The 19,945-nt window shown below is 62.2% G+C and carries 22 protein-coding genes; 10 read left to right on the forward strand and 12 right to left on the reverse strand.

The window, feature by feature from the left end:
- Window positions 1-4: 4 nt before the first annotated feature.
- The 5 genes from P2T68_RS19700 (at window position 5) to P2T68_RS19720 (ending at window position 4,702) form a co-directional block, all read left to right on the forward strand.
- The gene (locus tag P2T68_RS19700; protein ID WP_277378114.1) at window positions 5-724 is read left to right on the forward strand and encodes a TIGR03759 family integrating conjugative element protein; all 720 of its coding nucleotides are present in this window, start codon (window positions 5-7) and stop codon (window positions 722-724) included.
- Window positions 706-1,254 carry a lytic transglycosylase gene (locus tag P2T68_RS19705; protein ID WP_277378115.1) on the forward strand — a complete coding sequence of 183 codons (549 nt, stop codon included), beginning with the start codon at window positions 706-708 and terminating at the stop codon, window positions 1,252-1,254. Before P2T68_RS19700 ends, P2T68_RS19705 begins: the two co-directional genes overlap by 19 nt.
- Window positions 1,251-1,766, forward strand: coding sequence for an integrating conjugative element protein (locus P2T68_RS19710; protein ID WP_277378116.1), 516 nt, complete (start codon window positions 1,251-1,253; stop codon window positions 1,764-1,766). Before P2T68_RS19705 ends, P2T68_RS19710 begins: the two co-directional genes overlap by 4 nt.
- Window positions 1,767-1,774: 8 nt before the next feature.
- Window positions 1,775-3,880, forward strand: coding sequence for a type IV conjugative transfer system coupling protein TraD (gene traD, locus P2T68_RS19715; protein ID WP_277378117.1), 2,106 nt, complete (start codon window positions 1,775-1,777; stop codon window positions 3,878-3,880).
- A 90-nt stretch (window positions 3,881-3,970) separates the two neighbouring features.
- Window positions 3,971-4,702, forward strand: a complete 732-nt coding sequence (locus P2T68_RS19720) for a TIGR03747 family integrating conjugative element membrane protein (protein ID WP_277378118.1) — start codon at window positions 3,971-3,973, stop codon at window positions 4,700-4,702.
- A gap of 272 nt (window positions 4,703-4,974) precedes the next feature.
- Here P2T68_RS19720 and P2T68_RS19725 read toward each other — a convergent pair whose 3' ends face one another.
- The 12 genes from P2T68_RS19725 to nac all read right to left on the reverse strand — a co-directional run bounded on the left by P2T68_RS19725 (window position 4,975) and on the right by nac (window position 14,629).
- Window positions 4,975-5,808, reverse strand: a complete 834-nt coding sequence (locus P2T68_RS19725; RefSeq protein ID WP_277378119.1) for an ABC transporter substrate-binding protein — start codon at window positions 5,806-5,808, stop codon at window positions 4,975-4,977.
- Between the two features lie 59 nt (window positions 5,809-5,867).
- Window positions 5,868-6,596 (reverse strand): amino acid ABC transporter ATP-binding protein, encoded by a 729-nt coding sequence (locus tag P2T68_RS19730; protein WP_169899070.1) that lies wholly within the window; start codon window positions 6,594-6,596, stop codon window positions 5,868-5,870.
- Between the two features lie 23 nt (window positions 6,597-6,619).
- Window positions 6,620-7,363, reverse strand: a complete 744-nt coding sequence (locus P2T68_RS19735; protein ID WP_053138766.1) for an amino acid ABC transporter permease — start codon at window positions 7,361-7,363, stop codon at window positions 6,620-6,622.
- A 6-nt stretch (window positions 7,364-7,369) separates the two neighbouring features.
- Window positions 7,370-8,071 (reverse strand): amino acid ABC transporter permease, encoded by a 702-nt coding sequence (locus P2T68_RS19740; RefSeq protein WP_065940245.1) that lies wholly within the window; start codon window positions 8,069-8,071, stop codon window positions 7,370-7,372.
- Window positions 8,072-8,180: 109 nt separating this feature from the next.
- Window positions 8,181-8,933, reverse strand: coding sequence for an SDR family oxidoreductase (locus P2T68_RS19745; RefSeq protein ID WP_053138772.1), 753 nt, complete (start codon window positions 8,931-8,933; stop codon window positions 8,181-8,183).
- Window positions 8,934-9,026: 93 nt separating this feature from the next.
- The gene (locus tag P2T68_RS19750) at window positions 9,027-9,800 is read right to left on the reverse strand and encodes a 5-oxoprolinase subunit PxpA (RefSeq protein ID WP_277378120.1); all 774 of its coding nucleotides are present in this window, start codon (window positions 9,798-9,800) and stop codon (window positions 9,027-9,029) included.
- Entirely contained in the window at window positions 9,797-10,189 is a 393-nt protein-coding gene (locus tag P2T68_RS19755) for a hypothetical protein (protein WP_277378121.1), read from the reverse strand. Before P2T68_RS19755 ends, P2T68_RS19750 begins: the two co-directional genes overlap by 4 nt.
- Window positions 10,186-11,160 (reverse strand): biotin-dependent carboxyltransferase family protein, encoded by a 975-nt coding sequence (locus tag P2T68_RS19760; protein ID WP_277378122.1) that lies wholly within the window; start codon window positions 11,158-11,160, stop codon window positions 10,186-10,188. Before P2T68_RS19760 ends, P2T68_RS19755 begins: the two co-directional genes overlap by 4 nt.
- Window positions 11,157-11,813, reverse strand: a complete 657-nt coding sequence (gene pxpB, locus P2T68_RS19765; protein WP_277378123.1) for a 5-oxoprolinase subunit PxpB — start codon at window positions 11,811-11,813, stop codon at window positions 11,157-11,159. The genes P2T68_RS19760 and pxpB overlap by 4 nt, the downstream gene beginning before the upstream one ends.
- Window positions 11,810-13,162, reverse strand: coding sequence for an acetyl-CoA carboxylase biotin carboxylase subunit (gene accC, locus P2T68_RS19770; protein ID WP_277378124.1), 1,353 nt, complete (start codon window positions 13,160-13,162; stop codon window positions 11,810-11,812). The genes pxpB and accC overlap by 4 nt, the downstream gene beginning before the upstream one ends.
- 33 nt (window positions 13,163-13,195) lie before the next feature.
- Window positions 13,196-13,609, reverse strand: a complete 414-nt coding sequence (locus P2T68_RS19775) for an acetyl-CoA carboxylase biotin carboxyl carrier protein subunit (RefSeq protein ID WP_223013657.1) — start codon at window positions 13,607-13,609, stop codon at window positions 13,196-13,198.
- A 114-nt stretch (window positions 13,610-13,723) separates the two neighbouring features.
- Window positions 13,724-14,629 (reverse strand): nitrogen assimilation transcriptional regulator NAC, encoded by a 906-nt coding sequence (gene nac, locus P2T68_RS19780; RefSeq protein ID WP_277378125.1) that lies wholly within the window; start codon window positions 14,627-14,629, stop codon window positions 13,724-13,726.
- 294 nt (window positions 14,630-14,923) lie between these two features.
- Between nac and P2T68_RS19785 the strand changes: the two genes are divergently transcribed.
- The 5 genes from P2T68_RS19785 to P2T68_RS19805 all read left to right on the forward strand — a co-directional run bounded on the left by P2T68_RS19785 (window position 14,924) and on the right by P2T68_RS19805 (window position 19,945).
- On the forward strand, window positions 14,924-16,132 hold the full coding sequence (locus tag P2T68_RS19785) for an aspartate transaminase (RefSeq protein ID WP_277378126.1): 1,209 nt from the start codon (window positions 14,924-14,926) through the stop codon (window positions 16,130-16,132).
- Window positions 16,133-16,141: 9 nt separating this feature from the next.
- Window positions 16,142-17,692, forward strand: a complete 1,551-nt coding sequence (locus tag P2T68_RS19790) for an MFS transporter (RefSeq protein ID WP_277378127.1) — start codon at window positions 16,142-16,144, stop codon at window positions 17,690-17,692.
- Window positions 17,693-17,755: 63 nt separating this feature from the next.
- A complete protein-coding gene (locus P2T68_RS19795) occupies window positions 17,756-19,087 on the forward strand; it encodes an OprD family porin (RefSeq protein WP_277378128.1) in 1,332 nt (443 codons plus the stop codon).
- A 286-nt stretch (window positions 19,088-19,373) separates the two neighbouring features.
- The gene (locus P2T68_RS19800; protein ID WP_277378129.1) at window positions 19,374-19,709 is read left to right on the forward strand and encodes an RAQPRD family integrative conjugative element protein; all 336 of its coding nucleotides are present in this window, start codon (window positions 19,374-19,376) and stop codon (window positions 19,707-19,709) included.
- Complete coding sequence (locus P2T68_RS19805) at window positions 19,706-19,945, forward strand: TIGR03758 family integrating conjugative element protein (RefSeq protein ID WP_277378130.1); 240 nt, start codon at window positions 19,706-19,708, stop codon at window positions 19,943-19,945. Before P2T68_RS19800 ends, P2T68_RS19805 begins: the two co-directional genes overlap by 4 nt.

The following is a 19,945-nucleotide window of genomic DNA, read 5'->3' on the forward strand; positions in this document are numbered from 1 at the left end:
GATCATGAACAGAGCGCTACTGCCCACCGTTGTCTGTCTCGCTTCGTTACTGGCCATGGGCGCTGCGATGGGCAACCCCATCACGGCACAGTCACGGACCCAGGACACGCAGTCTGCTCCGCTGGGGCGCTCTGACTCTGAACAGGCCGCGAACTGGGGTCTGACGGAGCAGGAGTGGACGCGCTTCGAACAGATCCAAGCCGGCCCGCGCGGTTTCTGGAGCCCGAACCTCGATCCGTTGACCGCACTCGGGGTCGAGGCCCAGACCGACCAAGAGCGCCAGCGCTATGCCGAATTGCAGGTAGCGCTGGAAGCCAAACGCGCCGAGCGCGAGTTGGCCTACCAAAATGCTTACACCGCGGCCTGGACCAAGCTGTTTCCAGGGCTGCTGCCAATCCAGGGCATGGCATCTTCGTCCCCTACCAGCTCATCGGTCGCCCCGCGCCCAGCCCTATTTGTGGAGGAGCACTGCCCTGCCTGCATCGCTGAAGCACAACGTTTGCAAATCAGTGACACGGCGTTCGATATCTACCTGTTGGGCAGCCAAGGCGAGGATGAACGCGTCCGTCGCTGGGCTCGGCAAGCGGGCATCGATCCGGCCAAGGTTCAACGCCGGAAAATCACCCTAAACCATGACCGTGGTCGCTGGTTCAGCCTGGGTGCCTCAGGGCCATTGCCTGCCACATTTCAACAGGTGAATGGACAATGGCAACGCCTCGACTGAGTGGTATTGCGCTCCTGCTGACGATGCTCGCCGTCCAGGCTGACGAACTGCCGCCTCCTGCCTACCAACTGGCGGCGCATGACGCCGACATCCCTTCTACGGTGCTGTTCGCGATTGCCCTGCAGGAGAGTGGTATCCGCGTTCGTGGTCGGCTGCTGCCCTGGCCTTGGACACTGAACGTCGCCGGAACACCCTATCGCTTCGCCACTCGCCGGGCCGCCTGTTACGCCTTACTTCAGGCACTCGCCCGACATGATGCCAAGCGGGTCGATGCCGGACTCGGACAAACCAACCTGGGTTACCACGGGCAACGTTTTTCCAGCCCCTGCGAAGCCCTTGATCCCTACCGAAATCTCGCCGTGACCGCCGTGCTGTTGCAGGAGCATCACGCCGCTGCCGGTGATTGGGTGTCAGCTGCCGGCCTCTATCACCGCCCGGCAGGAGGAACGCCGGCCGCGCGTTACCGTGCAGGTTTTTCCCGGCAACTCGAAAGACTGCAGTTTTCCTTCAAACAGGGCACACCACCATGAAGCGAATATCCCTTATCGGCTATTTCATCCTGCTCTTGGCTCCTTTCGCCCAGCCGGAACTGACCGTAGCCGGGGATCAGCTTAGCGACTTCACCCGACCCCATTTTCAGGTCGCCAGGCCGCCAATAAACAACAAGACCCAGCCTGATCGGGCCATGCATGCGGACTTGTCCACCTTTGCCGATGAAGCCTGGATACTACCCGTCCGCAGCTCTCACTTGAGCCCCGGCCAAGTCACGTCTCGCGCCCTGAACATGCCGGGCTTACGGCCATTTTTCCTGGTCGGTGAGGATCCCCAGTCACTGGCTTGGTTGCGTCAACGCGCGACTGACCTGCAGGAAATGGGCGCGGCCGGTCTAGCGGTTGAAGTAACCGATCCCGAAGCTTTGGCCCGAATTCGAGCAGCCGCTCCGGACATCACCATCCTGCCGGTCAACGGCAACGACATCGCCACTCGCCTGCAGATAGAGCACTACCCCGTCTTGATCACCGCCACCTCATTGGAAGAGTGAGTCAGGTCATGGCCGAGCATGCGATGGAGTCCAAGCTCCGGCCAGCAGTGGAGCTGTACACCGTAGCGATCTGCATCGCCGCCGCGGTGTTGTGCGTGTACTCGCCCTGGGCTGTGGCCCTCTCACCCGAGATTGGGCTGGCTGCGGCGCTGGCCTATACCCTGTTCGGCCTTATCCGCCTGCGACAAGCCTGGGATGTGCTGCGCTATCGGCGCAATATCCGCCGGCTGCCCCGCTACGAACTGACCAGTCGACAGATTCCGGTCAGCCGTAAGCGTTTGTTTATGGGGCGCGGCTTTCGCTGGACCCGCCTGCACACCCAGCGCTTGGTCGAGGCTCAGGATCCGGCGGTCGCCCACTATGTCGACCAACCGACCAGCTGTCGCCTAGCCCGAGAACTCGAACGACGCCTGGAACATGCACCGTTTCCGCTCTCGACATTGGCCCGAGTCACGGCTTGGGACACTGCCTTCAATCCGTTGCGCCCTTTGCCCCCAGTCGGTGGCTCGTCACTGTTGCATGGGGTCGAGCCCGATGAAACGGAAGTCAGTCTGCCGCTGGGCGAACGGGTCGGACACACCCTGGTGCTCGGCACTACCCGTGTCGGCAAGACCCGGCTCGCCGAGGTGTACATCACCCAGGACATTCATCGCATCGAACATGAGGTGGTCATCGTCTTCGATCCGAAGGGCGATGCCGACTTGCTCAAGCGCGTGTACGTCGAAGCCAAACGCGCCGGTCGGGAGAAGGAGTTTTATGTCTTCCATCTGGGCTGGCCGGAGATCTCCGCACGCTACAACGCCGTGGGACGTTTCGGGCGCATCTCGGAGGTAGCATCGCGTATCGCTGGACAGCTCAGCGGTGAAGGCAACTCTGCGGCCTTTCGCGAGTTTGCCTGGCGATTCGTCAACATCATCGCCCGTGCTTTGATCGAGCTGGGCCGACGTCCAGACTACCTGCAGATCCAGCGACATGTGGTCAACATCGACGCACTGTTCATCGAATACGCTCAGCAGTATTTCGCCAAGACCGACCAGAAGGCGTGGGAAGTGATCGTCCAGCTTGAAGGCAAGCTCACCGAGAAGAACATTCCCCGGCATATGGTTGGACGCGATAAACGCGTGGTGGCCATCGAACAATACCTGGCGGTGAAACGGGTATTCGATCCGGTACTGGATGGACTGCGCTCGGCGGTGCGTTATGACCGCACCTACTTCGACAAAATCGTTGCCTCGCTGCTGCCGCTGCTGGAGAAACTCACCACCGGCAAGACTGCCCAGTTGCTGGCCCCCAACTACACCGACCTGAATGACCCTCGGCCAATCTTCGACTGGATGCAGATCATCCGTAAGCGTGGCATCGTCTATGTCGGCCTGGACGCACTGACCGATGCCGAGGTCGCCGCCGCCGTGGGCAATTCCATGTTCGCCGATCTGGTCTCGGTCGCGGGTCACATTTACAAACATGGCATCGACCATGGCCTACCCCAGTCGGGCAGCAGCAGTGGCAAGTTGCCGATCAACCTGCACGCCGATGAGTTCAACGAGTTGATGGGTGATGAATTCATCCCACTGATCAACAAGGGCGGCGGTGCCGGTATCCAGGTAACCGCCTACACCCAGACCCTCAGCGATATCGAAGCACGTATCGGCAACCGGGCGAAGGCCGGCCAGGTCATCGGTAACTTCAATACCTTGCAGATGCTCCGAGTGCGCGAAACCGCCACTGCTGAACTGCTCACCCAGCAGTTGCCCAAGGTTAACGTGCTGACCAAGACCCTGGTCTCCGGCGCCACCGACACCTCCGATCCTGAGGCCAAGACGGATTTCACCTCGTCCTCACAGGACCGTGTCAGCAGCACCAGTGTGCCGCTGATCGAGCCTGCTCACATCGTCAGTTTGCCCAAGGGGCAAATGTTCTCCTTCCAGGCCGGTGGGCAGCTTTGGAAAGTCCGCATGCCTTTGCCTAAACCTTCCAACGACGATGCCATGCCCAAGGACCTGCAGGAACTCACTCAGCGGATGCGGGCCACCTACAACGAGCAGGCGGGACAATGGTGGAGCGCAAGCGGTGGCGGCCCAACAACAAACTTCGATCTGGATCAGGTGGGGTAGCCCTACTCGGACCCAAGTTTCGATTTAGTAGAAAACGATCCAGAAGGCGTCGTGCCCACATCAACTCTGCAGCGCGCAATGGAGTGAACGATGGCGACTTCCGCCCAGAACACGCCGCCACAACCGATCCAACGTCCGGGAGTGATCATCTCAGCGATCAGCCTGGTCCTGCGCATCATCGGTTTGCTGATTGCCTCGTTGCTGTTCTCGATTCTGATTGAGTTCGCCGGCTTGCTGCTGTTCTGGGGCGATCAGGGTTGGCGACACAGCCAGGCCATGTTGAATAGCGAATTGGGATGGCTCAGCGAGCACTTCAAAGCTTCTCTCATCCTCCAACAACCTGGACAGACGATTGTCCAATGGCTGGATTTTCTTAATCAGTGGTTATTGGTCAAGACAGGCTTTGCGGATTTTACCCAGCTGGCTTGGGTGTCGAACCAGGGCAACGGTTTCTGGAGTTGGATCAATCAGCTCTACGTAAGCATTGAGGATTTCGTGCTGGCGGCGGTGTATGTGATCTTTTCCTTCGTGGTGCGCCTGGCCATTCTGGGACTGAGCACGCCCTTGTTTCTATTGGCCATATTCACTGGTTTTGTGGATGGTTTGATGCGCCGTGACCTACGCAAATTTGGCGCTGGACGAGAAAGCAGCTTTGTTTATCACCGCGTCAAGCGATTAGTAATGCCACTGTTAGTCGGACCTTGGATAATTTACTTATCTCTCCCCTTTTCACTTAACCCTATGGCTTTGTTTTTGCCCTGCGCCGTGTTACTTGGAGTGACTATGGCGACTACCGCAGCAACATTCAAAAAATATCTTTGAGGACTTCTAACCGCGTTCCGACGTATCAAAACTAAGCAGTTTTTTACAAGCGACCCGGGATTTGCTTGGCTATCTCTGCGCACGAATAAAAGCTATACCGATCAGCAATCGTCGAGCCTAATTAGAGGAAATTTTTCAAAGGCAAACGGAGGCGTAAAAAAAACCGGAACCCATATCAGATCCCGGCCTTCCCTGATGCGCAGGGATTACTCATATTTCTAGCTGGACAAGACATTCGCCGAATTGAGTGTTCAACTGGACACTCAACACGCTCAAGGCAAGGGATCGAACTTCAAAGCGCTCAAGCTCTGCACCTTGTCCTCGCGGACCATCTTGTATTCGGTGTTCGGGCCGATCCAGCGGTCCCAGATCGCATCAATCTCCCCTGCCTTCTCCATCGCCATCAACGACTCGTTGACCTTGGCCAGAAACGCCGGCTCATCGCGGCGCATGCCGGCGCCGATCGGCTCGAGGGCCATCGGCTCCTTGGCCAGGGCCAGTTCGACACCACTGGCCTTGGCCTGGTTGACCAGTTTCAGCGCGGTCATGGTGTTGGTCACCAGGCCCACCACCTTGTTCTGTTGCAACGCCATGTAGGCCGAGCCGGTGTCCTGGAAGGTCACCGGGGTGGCCCCGGCAAGGCGGATAGACTGCTCGGAGGTGGAGCCCTTGGTGGAGCTGATGCGCTTGTCCTTGAAGAAGCTTTTCGGCTGGTCGGCATTCGCCGCGCGCACCACCAGGGTTTCCTTGGCGATGTAGTACGGATCGCTGAACTGGATCTGTTCGGCGCGGGTCTTGGTGTAGGCTAGGTTGGCGAAGATCACGTCGACGCGGCCCATTTTCACTTCGGGAATCCGCGCTTCAACCGACAGCGGCTTGAGTTCCAGGGCCACGCCCATGGTCTTGGCCAGGGCCTTGCACAGGTCCACGTCCATGCCCACCAGCTCGCGGGTTTTCGGGTCCGGCGCGGAGAATGGCGGCACGTCGGCGTAGACGCCGCAGCTCAGGGACTGCTTGGCCATAATGTCGCTCAACTGGTCGGCCTGTGCGACGGCGATCGCCAATGGCCCCAATGCCAGTGCGGTAAACAGATGCTTCATACCCATGGGAAATCTCCAGAAAGTTGGACCAGCAAAAATGGCAGAGGGAGCAAAGCCGCCGCAGCTCAATGGGCCCGCAGGTCGGCGATAAAACGTTGCGCTCGCGGGTGCGAAGGCTGGGTGAAGAACGCATCGGGGCTGCTCTTTTCCAGAATCTGCCCCGCGTCCATAAACCAGATGGTGTCGGCCACTTCGCGGGCGAAGTTCATCTCGTGGGTCACGCACATCATGGTCATGCCGTCCTTGGCCAGGCCCTTCATCACGCTCAGCACTTCACCGACCATTTCCGGGTCGAGGGCGCTGGTGGGCTCGTCGAACAGCATCACCGGCGGTTCCATCGCCAATGCCCGGGCAATCGCCACGCGCTGCTGTTGGCCGCCGGACAACTGCGCCGGGTAAGCACCGGCCTTATGGGCCAGGCCGACGCGGTCGAGCAACTCCATGGCCTTTTGTTTGGCAGCGGCGCCCTTGAGGTTGCGCAGCTTGTTCGGCGCCAGGGTGATGTTTTCCAGCACCGACAGGTGCGGGAACAGGTTGAAACTCTGGAACACAAACCCCACGCGGCTGCGCAGGCGGTTGATCTGCGCGTCGGTGCCGTGCACGTCCTGCCCGTCGAACAGGATCTGGCCGGCCTGGATGTCTTCCAGGCGGTTTACCGTGCGGATCAGCGTCGACTTGCCAGAACCCGAGGGGCCGCACAGCACCACCACTTCACCGGGTTGCACCTCGGCGGTGATGTCGGTGAGCGCCTGGTACTCGCCGTACCATTTATTGATTTTCGAAAACATGATCATTGGATGCATGAGCGCAGCCCTCTTCAATTATCGGTGGTCAGCAACGGACCGCCCGCCACGGTTTGCCCGCCATCGCCCAGGCGCTTGCGGGCAATGCGTTGCTCCACCCAACCGGCCAGGCGGGTCAGGCCGAAACACAGCAGGTAGTAGATGATCGCCAGGATGAAAAACACCTGGAACGGCTTGGTCAGCAGCTGGTTATTGACCTGGTTGGCGGCGAAGGTCACTTCCTGCACGTTGATCACGTAGCCCAGGGAGGTTTCCTTGATGATCGAGATGAACTGGCTGATCAGGCTCGGCAGCGCGTTGTACAGCGCCTGGGGCAGGATCACCCAGACCGTGGTGCGCACATAGCCCAGGCCCAGGGCGCGGGACGCCTCGTACTGCCCGGCCGGCAGCGCCTGGATGCCGCCGCGAATGATTTCGCACAGGTAGGCGCTCTGGTAGATCACTAGGGTGCAGAGCATGGTCATGAAGCCGGTGATGTTATGGCCGATCAGCAACGGCACCAGAAAGTAGGTCCAGAAGATCACCATCAGCAACGGGATGCCACGCAGCACGTAGACCCACACTGTCGCGACCCAGTACAACCCCTTCCACGGCGACACCCGCGCCAAGGCCAGCAGCAGGCCGAACGGGAACGCCAGCAGCAACGCTAGCGCCGCCAGGATCAGGGTACTCGCCAGGCCGCCCAGCGGGCCGTGGGGGTATTGGCCGATCAGGAACAGCGTCCAGTTCTGCTGCACGATTGAAAACATATCGAACATCGCGGTCTACCTCGCCAGGGCTTTGCTGAAGTGGCGGGCGAGCAACGCCCCGGCCCCCATCAGCAGCAGTGAAAACACCAGGTAGAAAACCGTGGCCACCAGGTACGACTCAAAGGTGCGGAACGTGTAGTTCTCCACTTCGCGGCTGGCGTAGGTCAGTTCCATCACGCCGATCGCCATCGCCAGGCTGGTGTTCTTGAACAGCAGCACGGTGTGGTTGATCAGCGACGGCAAGCAGTTACGCACGCCCTGGGGCAGGATCACGTAGCGCATCGAACGCACGTAGCCCAGGCCCAGGGCCCTGGACGCTTCGGTCTGCCCGGCGGGAATGGCGCGCAGGCCGCTGCGCATGTCTTCACAGAAATACGCAGCCTGGCACAGGCCCAGGGCGATCACCGAGAACAGGTATTCAGTGTTGTGGTTGGCCAGCCACAGTTGCGTGGACTCGCCAAGCAGCGTCGGCACGCCGAAGTACCACAGCATCAGTTGCACCAGGGTCGGCACATTGCGGTGGTACGACACATACCCCGCCACCAGGCGGTCGGCCAGCTTGTTACCGGTCAGGCGCACCGTGACCAGTGTCAGCGCCAGCAGCATCGCCAGCAGCCAGGCGAACAGCGCCAGCTGCAAGGTCATTTCGATGCCCTTGACGATCAGCTCGGCGTACTCGCCTTGCAGAATCGCGGCCAAATCGAAGTCTTGCTTCATGGTCAATCCCTATCGGCATTGGGCTAGGGCAGAAATCAAAATCACCCGGCGTGGCCGTGGCGGGATGCAGCGCTGACGGATCGATCCGTTCTTTTGCCGGGGCTCGGATTCAGCCCTGGTAGTCCTGGGGCCGCGCGGTGGAAAGCCCGCCCGGCACCTGCAAGGTCGGGGTGATTTCCATGTGCCCGATGTTGACCGCAATCGGCGCGGCAATCGCGAAGGCGATGGCATTGGCGATGTCCTCGGCCTGGGGCAATTCAAAGCCCTCGACGAAGCGCTTGTAGGTGGCTTCGGAATCGCCGTGCACGTGGGCAAAAATATCCGTGGCGACCCGACCCGGGCAAATCTCGGTGACCCGCACGCGCTTGCCGAACGCATCGATGCGCAACTGGCGCGAAAGCATGCTCACGGCGGCCTTGGTCGCGTGATAGGTGGAGTTGCCGCCAAAGTTGTAGGCCGCCGCAATCGAACTGATGTTGATGATGTGCCCGCAGTCACGCTCGACCATGCCCGGCAGCGCCAGCCGTGCCAGGTGCAGCACGGCGCGCAGGTTGACGTCGATCAGCAGGTCGATGCCGTCGGCGTCGGCCTTGAGCAGGGAACCGGGTTTGTCGACGCCGGCGTTGTTGACCAGGATGTCGAAGGTGTTCTCGGCGAACAATTGGGTCAACCCGGCAAGGTCGGTCACGTCGATGGCGTGGGCGATGCAGCCGGTCCTGGCCGCCAGTTCCTGCAACTTGTCGGCGCTGCGGGCAAGGGCATGCACCTGCACGCCTTCCTGGCACAGACGCTCGACAACGGCGGCGCCGATGCCGGAGGAAGCCCCGGTGACCAGCGCGGTTTTGTAGTCGGAAAATGGCATGGGGTGGTCCTTGTGCTACGGGTTATGGTTCGACTCTATCCAGCCTTCGGGCGCTGGACCAAGACGCAATGATTGTGTGGCGATAAGGCCTGCTTATGACGCGGCCAGCAGCTGGGAAATCGGCGTGATCCGGCCGCCCAGTTGCTCGATTTCGGCGCGAATGGTGCGCGCCAGTTCGACCGCGCCGGGGGTGTCGCCATGCAGCAGGATCGAATGGGCCGGCACCCGCAGCACCTTGCCGCTGAGGGCGGTCACGGTGCCCTCCTCCAGCAACTGCCGCACCCGGCGCAGCACCACTGCCGGCTCCTTGATCACCGAACCGTCGACCTTGCGCGGCACCAGCAGGCAATCATCGTCATAGGCACGGTCGGCGAGAAATGTGGTGGCGACGCGCAGGCCGCACTTCTCGGCAGCGCACTCGATAGCGCGGCTGCTGGAGGAGCTGATGATCAGCGTCGGGTCAAACGCCGCCACCGCCCGCACCAACGGCTCGGCCAACGCCGCATCGGCGGCGGCCATATTGCCCAGGGCGCCGTGGAAGCTCATGTGGGTCATGCGATGGCCGTTGACCGCCGCGATCCCGGCGAGCGCGCCGAGCTGGTAGATCACATGGGTGGCGAGCTCCTTGATCTCGATGTTCATCTGCCGACGGCCAAAGCCCATCAGGTCCGGGAAGCCCACATGTGCCCCCAGGTCGATGCCACCAGCCTTGGCCAGGCGCACCGTGTTGTCCATGATCAGCGGGTCGCCGGCATGGAAACCGCAGGCGACATTGGCCGATGAAATCAGGCGCATCAGCGCTTCATCCTCGCCCATGCGCCACGGGCCGAAGCCTTCGCCCAGGTCGGAGTTCAAATCAATCTTCATGCGGGGTACTCCACACCAAGGAAGGCTTCGCCGTAGCCGACGGTGGTGCCGCACGGCACGCGCACATCGACGACCCGTGCGGCGCGGGGCGCGCGCAAGGGCAACAGCAACTCACCCACTTGCAGCAGCGCGACCAGTTGCCCGGCGCTGAGCTGATCGCCCACCGCCACGAACGGTTGATCCAGTTGGGGATGGGTCAGCAGCAAGCGCCCCAGGCCGGTAGCGCGCAGCACCTGGTCTTCAACCACGGCAACGGCAGGCGCCGCAACAGTGACGGCCGAGGCACCGCGCTTGAGCGTCAAGTGCACACCGGGGCGGCTCATTTCGGCACCGGCCAGGTGGTGCTCCTTGAGCCACAGCGCCAATTGGCGAATTTCCTCAAGGGTCATGCTTTCACTCCTTCACGGTGCAGTTCCAGCAGGCGGCTGACTTCACGCAGATACGCGCGATTGGTTTCCAGGGCCTCGACGGCCTCCAGGTAGCTGCACTCGATAAAGCGCACCTTGCCGCCGATGGGCGCCTGGCCCAGGCGCCAAAGGTCGGCCTCGATCACACTGCCGAACTTGGGGTAGCCGCCGCTGGGCTGGGCGTCACGCATCTGGATGATGGGCTGGCCGCCGTGGGGTACCTGGATCACCCCCGGCACGATGCCGTGGGAGCGAATTTCCATCGGGGCGATGGGCAGCAGCGGCTGGCCTTCCATCCGGTAGCCGTAGCGATTGCTCTGGGTGGTGATCTTCCATTCACCGGCCCAGAACGCTGCGCGGGAAGCCTCCTGGAAGCGCTCGTATTCGGCGGCGGGCAACACGCGCATGGCAGGCACCCCATCAACCTGCAACGGCAGCGCCAGGCTTGGCGCCAACACCCCAACATCCAGCGACAACGGGCTGATACCGGGGCGCAGTGCCCCCAGCCGATCACCCTGTTGCAGGGCGCGGCCGTCGAGGCCGCCGAACTCGCCGCGCAATTGAGTGCTGCGTGAACCCAGCACCGACGGCACATCCACCCCGCCCGCCAAACACAGATAAGCACGGCTGCCAGACGTCGGATAGCCCAGGCTCAAGACCTGGCCTTCGCGGCCCTGACACACCCAGTTCGGTGGCAAGGGCTGGCCGTCCAGGGTGGCATCGCAAGCGGCACCGGTCACCGCAAAGGCACAGTCCTGCAGCAACCGTACCTCGAACGGGAACAGCGGTATTTCAATCGCGGCGGCCTCTTCGGGATTGCCCAGCAACAGGTTGCCCAGGGCCAGGGCCAGGTGGTCCATGGCGCCCGATGTGCCCACGCCGTAACCCAGGCTGCCGAAGCGGCCGAAGTCCTGCACGGTGGCCAGGGCGGTGGCCGATAAAATCTCGATCATCGAATGATCCTCTCGATGCGCAAGCGCAGGAAATCACCCGGCCGCAAGATCGCGGGCGGGGTTTGGGTGGGGTCGAAAAACGCCATTTCAGTGCGGCCGATGGTGTTCCAGCCGCTGGGGCCGGCCGAGGCGGACACCCCGGTCTGCACCCCGCCGATGGACACCGAGCCCGCCCCGATATTCAGCACTGGCACCTGGCGCCGTGGCGTGGCCAGGCGCGGGTCCATGCCACCGAGGTAGCAATAACCTGGGTGGCTGCCCAGGGCGTACACCGGGTACAGCGGTTCGCAGTGCAGGTTGGCGATGGTCTCGATATCCAGTCCGGTGTGGGCAATCACGTCCGCCATGTGCGGGCCGAACTCGCCGCCGTACACCACCGACAATTCGACGATGCGCCCCTCCAGGGGCAGCGGCTGGCTCTGTTCCCAGGCCTCCAGCAGGCGCTGGCATAGGCCGTTCAGTTCACGGGGCGGCGTGAGGAAGGTGAGCATCAGGTTGTTCATGCCGGGCACGGCTTCGTGGATCTCGGGCCACTCCCCGGCTTGCAGGGCCAGGCGCCAGATACGCTGCTGCAGGGCCAGGTCCAATTCGCCCGGCGCCTCGAAGAGCAAGGCGCTGGAGCCCAGCAGGCTGATGACAGGGGCGGTGTTCATGTCGGACTCCTTTGCTGCAACCAGCGCTCCAGGTGATGAATATCGACGCCGCCGGCGCAGAACGCCGGGTCATCCAGAATCTCGCGGTGCAACGAAATGTTGGTGCTGATGCCGTCCACAATCATCTCGCTCAGCGCCAGGCGCATGCGTGCCATGGCTTCTTCACGCGTGGCGCCGTGGGTGATGACCTTGGCCACCATCGAGTCGTAGTACGGCGGCACGCGGTAGCCGGTGGTGACATGGGAATCGACCCGCACACCAAAGCCGCCGGGCACTTCCCAACGCTGGATCAGGCCGGGGGTCGGCATAAAGGTCAGCGGGTCCTCGGCGTTGATGCGGCACTCCAGGGAGTGGCCGTTCAGTTGAACGTCCTCCTGGCGCACGCTGAGCACTTCACCGCGGGCCATGCGCAGTTGCTGCTGGACGATGTCGATGCCGGTGGTCATCTCGGTGACCGGATGCTCCACTTGCAGGCGCGTGTTCATCTCGATGAAGAAGAACTCGCCGTCCTCATACAGAAACTCGAAAGTGCCCACGCCGCGATAGCCGATGCGGCGGCAGGCCTCGGCGCAGCGTTTGCCGACCGTGGCGATCAGCGCGGCATCGATGCCCGGCGCCGGCGCCTCTTCCAGGACTTTCTGGTGGCGGCGTTGCAGGGAACAGTCGCGGCAGCCGAGCCAGATCGCATGGCCATGGGCATCACACAGCACCTGGATTTCCACGTGCCGGGGGTGGCCGAGGAATTTCTCGATATACAGTTCAGGGTTGCCGAACGCCAACCGCGCTTCTTCGCGAGTGAGACCGATGGCGGCCAACAACTCGGCCTCTGCCTGCACCACGCGCATGCCGCGACCACCGCCACCACCGGCCGCCTTGACGATCACCGGGTAGCCGATTTCGGCGGCAATGGCGAGGATGCTCGCGTCATCGCTCGGCATGCTCGAATCCGGCCCCGGCACGCACGGCACACCGGCTTCACGCATGGCGCGCTTGGCTGCCACCTTATCGCCCATGGTGCGAATGCATGCGGCGCTCGGCCCAATAAAGGTCAACCCGGCCGCTTCGATGCGCTCGGCAAACCCAGCGTTTTCCGACAGGAACCCATAACCGGGGTGGATCGCCTGGGCACCACGGACCTTGGCGGCAAACAGCAGCGCCGTCTGGTTCAAGTAGCTCAGGCCCGGTGCGGCCGGGCCGATGCACAGCGACTCATCGGCGTTTTGCACATACTGCGCATGACGGTCCGCTTCGGAGTGCACCGCCACAGTCTTGATGCCCAGGCCATGGCAGGCACGCTGAATGCGCAGGGCGATTTCGCCACGGTTGGCGATCAGCACTTTGTCGAACATTGAATTCACCTGAATAACGAATACGCGTGGGGGTCAACCGAGCCGGAACAGGGCCTGGCCCGCTTCGACTTCGACGCCGGCCTGGGCAAGAATCTCAACCAACTTGCCGGCAACCTTGGCCTTGACCGGATGGAACATCTTCATCGCCTCGATCACCGCCACGGTCTGGCCGGCTTCGATCGCTTGGCCCACGGTGACGAACGGCGCTTCACCGACGGCGGGCGTCAGGTGCAGGACGCCATAGAGGCTGGCCTTGATCTCCACGGCGGAGCTGGCCACGGGGGTTGCGGGTGTTGGCGCTGCGGTCACGGCCGGCGCGACGCTGGTGATCACCTGACCTGCCTGCTTGAACAGCCGCAGCGTGCTGTCGCCTTCGGTCAGGCTCAGTTCCAGCAGATCGGATTCGGCCAGCAAATCCATCAACCCCTTGATACGTGCTGAATCCATGTATGGCCCCTGCCTGTCGAGCGTGTCTTGAGTGGATGGGCCCAATCTACCGAACCCCTCGAAAAGCAGCCAAGACGCTTTGGCTTTGGGGTGATAAGCCGACCTTATGACCGCTCAAATCAGGCTGCCACGCATCTTCGCCACCAGCTCCAGCAGGATCGCCTTGACCGCCTGGGCCGGCACCGACAACGGCAAATGCCCCGACAGGCACAGCGCCAGCGGCGCCTCCACCTCGGGTTCGACGATGCGGCACATGTGCACCGAAGTAGCCGCCACCATCACCCGCGCCGACGACTCCGGCAGGATGGTCGAGCCGAAATGGTCGGCCACGGCGGCGGTCAGCGTGGTCGAGGATTCAATTTCGGCCACCACCCGCGCACTCAGGCCGATGCGCAGAAAGGATTCATCCATCAACCGACGCATCACGTTGTAGGGGCGCGGCAGCAGCATGTCCATGTCGGCCAGTTCGGCCAGGGGCACTTCTTCGCGTGTGGCAATCGCCGGGTCGGCACTCACCAGGTACAGCGGCTCGCGCAACAACGAGACAAAACTCAGGCCATGCACCTCGCGCCCGCCATACAGCACGGCCATGTCCATGCGGCCGTTCATGATCAGCTCGCTCAAGGTGGTACCGAAGTTTTCATTGAGGTACAGCAGGATGCCTGGGTGGCGCTCACGCACGGTGCGCAGCAGCGGCAATGACAACGCCGACGCCGCAGTACCCGGCGCCAGCCCCACCGAAACCTGCCCGGACAACGCCTGGCCGGTGGCATTGATATCGCTCTGCGCCTGTTCACACTGGCGCAAAATAATCTGCGCATGGGCATACAACACCTTGCCCGCCTCGGTCGGCGTGACGCCACGCTTGGTGCGAATCAACAGCTGCTGTTGCAGCTCGGCTTCCAGGGTTGCCAGTTGTTGGCTCAACGCCGGTTGCGCCACATGCAGCACATCGGCAGCCTGGGTCATGCTGCCGATGTCGACCAGTTTCACGAAGTACTTCAGGCGGCGCAGGTTCAAGTCGGCGGTGCTCGTGTGAGGGGAGATTGCGGCTTTAACACTTTAAATGTGGGAGGGCGCGGTGATGTTCTGCAAAAGGTAGGCCAGCCCGACTATCAGCCATAAGGCTTTGCTATGGCTGTCCCCGATCCCCGACCCAAAGCACCCGCTCGGAGCAGCCAGGACTGGATGCACCACAACAGCGCAGCGCCAGCCATAAGCACTTCCTATCAAACCAGAACAAACTCATCTTATGGCGCCCTCCCCCACCCCTCGTACTGTGACCCCCGTCAACACCATCAACGAGGAACGCCCGTGACTGCCTCCCGCATCGCCGCCCGTGTGCAACGCATCAAACCATCGCCCAGCAGCGCCGCGTCCGACCGCGCCAACGAGCTGCGTCGCCAGGGCCAGTCCATCATCAACCTGGTGGTGGGCGAGCCGGACTTCGATACGCCACCCAATATTCGCCAAGCCGCCAGTGCCGCCATTGAGCGCGGTGAAACCCGCTACACCCAGAACGCCGGTACTCCGGAGCTGCGCCAGGCCATCGTCGACAAGCTGGCACGGGAAAACGCCCTGATCTACACCGCCCAGCAAGTGCTGGTGACCAGCGGCGCCAAGAGCGCGATCTTCAACGCCTTCGCCGCCACCCTCGGCGCCGGCGATGAGGTGCTGATCCCGGCGCCGTACTGGGTGTCGTACCCGGACATGGTGCTGGCCTGCGAAGGCGAGCCCGTGCCCCTCGCCTGCCCTGAACACAACGGCTTCAAGCTGACCCCAGGCCAGCTGCGCGCGGCGATCACCCCGCGTACCCGCTGGCTGCTGCTCAATTCCCCCAGCAACCCCACCGGCGCCAGCTACAGCTACAGCGAATTGCGCGCCCTGGCCGATGTACTGCTGGACTATCCGCATGTGCTGCTGATGACCGATGACATCTACGAGCACATCCGTTTCGACGGCCTGGACAACCCGCATATCCTCGCCATCGAGCCGGCCTTGAGCGAGCGCAGCCTGGTGGTCAACGGCGTGTCCAAGACCTACGCCATGACCGGCTGGCGCATCGGTTACGCCGCAGGCCCCACCGACCTGATCGGCGCCATGGCCACCCTGCAATCGCAGTCCACCAGCAACGCCTGCTCGATCAGCCAGGCGGCGGCGGTGGAAGCGCTCAACGGCGACCAGAGCTTCGTCCAGCAAAGCGTGCGGGTCTACCAGCAACGCCGCGACCGCTGCCTGGAGCTGCTCAATGCCATTCCCGGTCTCAGTTGCCGCAAGCCCGATGGTGCGTTCTACCTGTATGTGAATTGCGCTGGCCTGCTGGGTAAAACCACGCCCGAGGGCAAGGTGCTGCACACCGACAGCGACGTCGTGATGTACCTGCTGGAAAGCCAGGGCGTGGCAGTTGTGGCGGGCACGGCGTATGGCCTGGCGCCGTTTTTCCGCATGTCGATCGCTACCGCGATCACCACCCTCGACCAAGGCTGTGCGCGCATCAAAGCCGCCGTCGCCGCGTTGCGCTGAGGGCCGACCATGACCGTGGCCGCCCACCCGCCCCTGAGTTTCCAGCAGGCCTTGTTGGCCATGCTCGGCATCTCCCTGGTGCTGATGCTCTCGGCACTCGACCAGACGGTGATCGGCAACGCCTTGCCGAGCATCGTCGCCGAGCTCAATGGCTTTGAACTCTACGCGTGGGTTGCCACCGGCTACCTGTTGGCGTCCATCGTCACCATTCCGATTTTCGGACGGCTGGGGGATTACTACGGGCGCAAGCCGTTCGTGCTCGCCGCCACGTTGATTTTCACCCTGGCCTCGCTGGCCTGCGCCGTGGCCAATGACATGCGGGTGCTGGTGATCGGCCGTGCCTTGCAAGGCGTGGGCTGCGGCATGTTGATCGGCACCGCGTTCGCCTGCATTCCCGAACTGTTTCCCGATACCCGTCAACGCCTGCGCTGGCAAATGCTCTTGAGTGCGCTGTTCAGCGTGGTCAATGCCATCGGCCCGGGCCTGGGGGGTTACCTGACCGGCGCCTTTGGCTGGCGCTCGGTGTTCTACCTCAACCTGCCCCTGGGGTGCCTGGCGCTGTTGATCGCCTGGCGCTTTCTGCCCTGGTACCGCCCGCAGCAGCGCAGCGGCATTCGCCTGGACTGGCCCGGCGCGCTATTGATCGCACTGGCCCTGGGCAGCCTGCAGCTATTTGTGGAGTGGCTGGGGCATTCGAGCCTGGCGTTGAGCGCCGCCCTGGGCCTGGGCTGCATGGCCGCAATCATCGCGCTGTGGCATTGGGAGCGGCGTTACCCGCATGCGCTGTTGCCGGCGGCGCTGTTCAGTTTGCCGAGCCTGCGATTGTTGTTCGTACTGTCGGTGGCGGCCGGCGCGATCATGTTTTCGCTGCTGTTCTACCTGCCGCTGTTGCTGCAAGGCGCCTACGGCTACTCGCCCCAGGACGCCGGCCTGTTGATCACGCCGCTGGCGTTGAGCATCACCTTGGGGGCCATCGTCAACAGCCGCATCGTGACCCGTTTGCGCAACCCCAACCATTTGCCGCTGGCGGGCTTTGTCGCACTGCTGCTGGCGTGCCTGGGCCTGGCGGTGGTCGGGCGCGGGGCCGCGTTCAACCTGTTGCTCGGTTTGATCCTGCTGGCCGGCCTGGGGCTGGGATTTATCCTGCTCAACCTCACGGTCTTCACCCAGACCCTGGCCGAACGGCAGTTCTTGGGGATTGCCACGGCGCTCACCCAGTCCCTGCGCCTGGTCGGTGGGCTGCTCGGCACAGCAGGCATGGGGGTGCTGGTCAACCTGCTGTACAGCGCCAACGTGCAGCGGGTGTTTCTCGCGGCAAATCACGCCGAGGGCATTGCCGTGTATGCCGACCCGCAAACGCTGTTGCATGCCAACCTCGACGCCTCGCCCTGGCTGAACCTGGCCCGGGATGCCCTGGCGCAGTCCGTGGGCGTCGGCCTGTTGCTGTGCGCCGGGATCGGCGTGCTGGCGCTGTTCATCCTGTACCGCTTGCCGCCGGTGCGACTGCATGTCGTGCCGGCCACCGTTGCTCCTGAAAAACCTGCTCCTGAAAACAAATAGAAAACCTTCACTGCCGCTTTTGACTGCCCTCAAAAAAACCAAACACAGATGGGGATGACACCGATGGAGCTTTTCAATCGCGCACCGACAGTACTCGCCGGCCTTTGTGGCCTGCTGATCGCCCAACAGGGCTACGCCGCCGGCCTGGTGGAAGACAGCAAGCTCAATGTGCTGGCCCGCAACTTCTTCAGTAACGCCGACAACCGCAGCGGTGCCGCCGACCCCAACTACACCCAGGAATGGGGCCAGGGGTTTATCGCCAACTTCGAGTCGGGTTTCACCCAAGGCACGGTGGGCTTCGGCATCGACGCTATCGGCATGTTCGGCGTGCGCCTGGACTCTGGCAAAGGCCGTCACTACAACCCGCAACACACTGCGTTCAATGGCAACGTGTTCCCCACCGACAACGATGGCCGCGCGGTGGACGAGTTCGGCAGCCTCGGCCTGACCGCCAAGGCGCGCTTTGCCCAGACCGAGCTGAAATACGGGACCCTGGTGCCGATGCTGCCGGTGGTGATGTCCACCGACCGCATGCTGCAACAGACCTTCAACGGCGGGCAGGTACAGTCCAAGGACCTGGACCATTTCACCTTCACCCTCGGCCAGTTGGAACACGTGAAAGGCCGTGGTTCGAGCAACCAGATGGGCATGTCGATCCCGGGCGCCAACAACGCGGTCACCGGTGAGTTCGTCAACAAGTTCTACTACGGTGGCGTCGACTACAAACCCACCAAAGACCTGACGTTGCAGTACTACTACGGCAACCTGCAGGACTTCTACAAGCAGAACTTCCTGGGCCTCAAGTACGACTGGCAGATCGGCCCGGGCACCCTGCGCACCGACCTGCGCCACTTTGACAACCGCTCCGACGGCGCCAACGGCAACGACCCGGCGTTCTACACCTTCGGCTACTACGGCGATGGCGTGACCAAGGGCAAGGTCGACAGCCGTCTGAGCAGCGCCCTGTTCACCTACATGGTCAACGGCCACACGATTGCCGCCGGCCTGCAACAGGTCAGCGGCGACAGCGATGCGGTGTGGCTGAACCAGGGTGACGGTTCCACGGCCTACTTCATGACCGAGTCGATGATCGGCAAATTCCAGCGCGCCGGGGAAACCACCTGGCAGGTGCGTTACGGCTATGACTTCGCCACGGTCGGCGTGCCAGGCCTGAGCTTTATGGGCATGTACGAAAGCGGCTCGAACATCCGCACGCCAACGGGTGACAAGAGCGAGTGGGAACGCAACCTGACGGTGAGCTATGTGTTCCAGCAAGGCCCGCTGAAGAACCTGAGCATCGCCTTGCGCCATGCCTCATTGCGCACCGAAGTGACCACCCAGCGTGACAGCGATGAGCATCGGGTCATCGTGAGTTACCCGCTGAATATCCTATAAGGCACTGAGACCCGACGTAATGTCGGGTTTCAGCAATTTTGTATTGTTCTATCCTCCCGCAAACGCTCACGTAGATTCGAACGTCGTTACCACTCCATAGCTAAGTGCTTCAAAACCGCCTGGTACGATTGGAGTCCCCCAGATCCTTGAAATCCAGATTCGACCTGCTCCGCCTCAGCTTCCCTGTGTACCCAACAAGAAAAACGATTCCACATATTTCGTTTTTCTTACTGATCTGCCCCGAATTTCACTTGATTCTGGTGCCATATGACTATGGTGCAGCATCATGCAGACTATCGCTCATTGCTACCTATTCCTGATCCCGCTAGTACTGGTACATAGCAGTGGCTATGCCGCTTCTGCTCATGAGCAGGAACAGCTCAGCCTAATCCAACAACAACTCGACACTATCGAACGCCTCGCGACGCGAGCGGAGCCAGCCCGTACCTTCGAACCAAACGAACGCTATCGCTTCGACTATCCCCGTCTGACTGAGGACATTCAGCGCATCCGTAACGGAGTACAGGGCTACATGTCCCCCTCTCGCGCTCAACCCCGCGATGCTACTGAATTGGTCAGCGATTACCGCCTCGACGCACTGCCCGTGGAGCCGTCGCCATGAGCATGACTGACGCTCAGATCGCAGCGTTCCAAAACGCCTCCGGCTTTTCGGCACAGAGCAGTTCGACGCTCTGGCTATCCCTGGTTCTGGTCCTGGCTTTGCTCTGGTGTGTCTGGGTGATGTGGACGGCTTACCGGGGATGGGCGATAGGCAGTGTGCGCTTCGGCGCGTTTGGCGGCAGCGCCGCGCGCGTGCTGCTCGCATTGTTGGTCCTGATGTTCTTCACCCTGTCCTAA

It is taken from the genome of Pseudomonas sp. G11 (genome assembly GCF_029457515.1).
Classification (GTDB): Bacteria; Pseudomonadota; Gammaproteobacteria; order Pseudomonadales; family Pseudomonadaceae; genus Aquipseudomonas; species Aquipseudomonas gorinensis.

Excerpts from the sequence above, each read along its gene's own strand:
- P2T68_RS19700 (WP_277378114.1), top strand. The coding sequence starts at position 5 with ATGAACAGAGCGCTACTGCCCACCGTTGTCTGTCTCGCTTCGTTACTG.
- P2T68_RS19705 (WP_277378115.1), top strand. The coding sequence starts at position 706 with ATGGCAACGCCTCGACTGAGTGGTATTGCGCTCCTGCTGACGATGCTC.
- P2T68_RS19710 (WP_277378116.1), top strand. The coding sequence starts at position 1,251 with ATGAAGCGAATATCCCTTATCGGCTATTTCATCCTGCTCTTGGCTCCT.
- traD (WP_277378117.1), top strand. The coding sequence starts at position 1,775 with ATGGCCGAGCATGCGATGGAGTCCAAGCTCCGGCCAGCAGTGGAGCTG.
- P2T68_RS19720 (WP_277378118.1), top strand. The coding sequence starts at position 3,971 with ATGGCGACTTCCGCCCAGAACACGCCGCCACAACCGATCCAACGTCCG.
- P2T68_RS19725 (WP_277378119.1), bottom strand. The coding sequence starts at position 5,808 with ATGGGTATGAAGCATCTGTTTACCGCACTGGCATTGGGGCCATTGGCG.
- P2T68_RS19730 (WP_169899070.1), bottom strand. The coding sequence starts at position 6,596 with ATGATCATGTTTTCGAAAATCAATAAATGGTACGGCGAGTACCAGGCG.
- P2T68_RS19735 (WP_053138766.1), bottom strand. The coding sequence starts at position 7,363 with ATGTTCGATATGTTTTCAATCGTGCAGCAGAACTGGACGCTGTTCCTG.
- P2T68_RS19740 (WP_065940245.1), bottom strand. The coding sequence starts at position 8,071 with ATGAAGCAAGACTTCGATTTGGCCGCGATTCTGCAAGGCGAGTACGCC.
- P2T68_RS19745 (WP_053138772.1), bottom strand. The coding sequence starts at position 8,933 with ATGCCATTTTCCGACTACAAAACCGCGCTGGTCACCGGGGCTTCCTCC.
- P2T68_RS19750 (WP_277378120.1), bottom strand. The coding sequence starts at position 9,800 with ATGAAGATTGATTTGAACTCCGACCTGGGCGAAGGCTTCGGCCCGTGG.
- P2T68_RS19755 (WP_277378121.1), bottom strand. The coding sequence starts at position 10,189 with ATGACCCTTGAGGAAATTCGCCAATTGGCGCTGTGGCTCAAGGAGCAC.
- P2T68_RS19760 (WP_277378122.1), bottom strand. The coding sequence starts at position 11,160 with ATGATCGAGATTTTATCGGCCACCGCCCTGGCCACCGTGCAGGACTTC.
- pxpB (WP_277378123.1), bottom strand. The coding sequence starts at position 11,813 with ATGAACACCGCCCCTGTCATCAGCCTGCTGGGCTCCAGCGCCTTGCTC.
- accC (WP_277378124.1), bottom strand. The coding sequence starts at position 13,162 with ATGTTCGACAAAGTGCTGATCGCCAACCGTGGCGAAATCGCCCTGCGC.
- P2T68_RS19775 (WP_223013657.1), bottom strand. The coding sequence starts at position 13,609 with ATGGATTCAGCACGTATCAAGGGGTTGATGGATTTGCTGGCCGAATCC.
- P2T68_RS19790 (WP_277378127.1), top strand. The coding sequence starts at position 16,142 with ATGACCGTGGCCGCCCACCCGCCCCTGAGTTTCCAGCAGGCCTTGTTG.
- P2T68_RS19795 (WP_277378128.1), top strand. The coding sequence starts at position 17,756 with ATGGAGCTTTTCAATCGCGCACCGACAGTACTCGCCGGCCTTTGTGGC.
- P2T68_RS19800 (WP_277378129.1), top strand. The coding sequence starts at position 19,374 with ATGCAGACTATCGCTCATTGCTACCTATTCCTGATCCCGCTAGTACTG.
- P2T68_RS19805 (WP_277378130.1), top strand. The coding sequence starts at position 19,706 with ATGAGCATGACTGACGCTCAGATCGCAGCGTTCCAAAACGCCTCCGGC.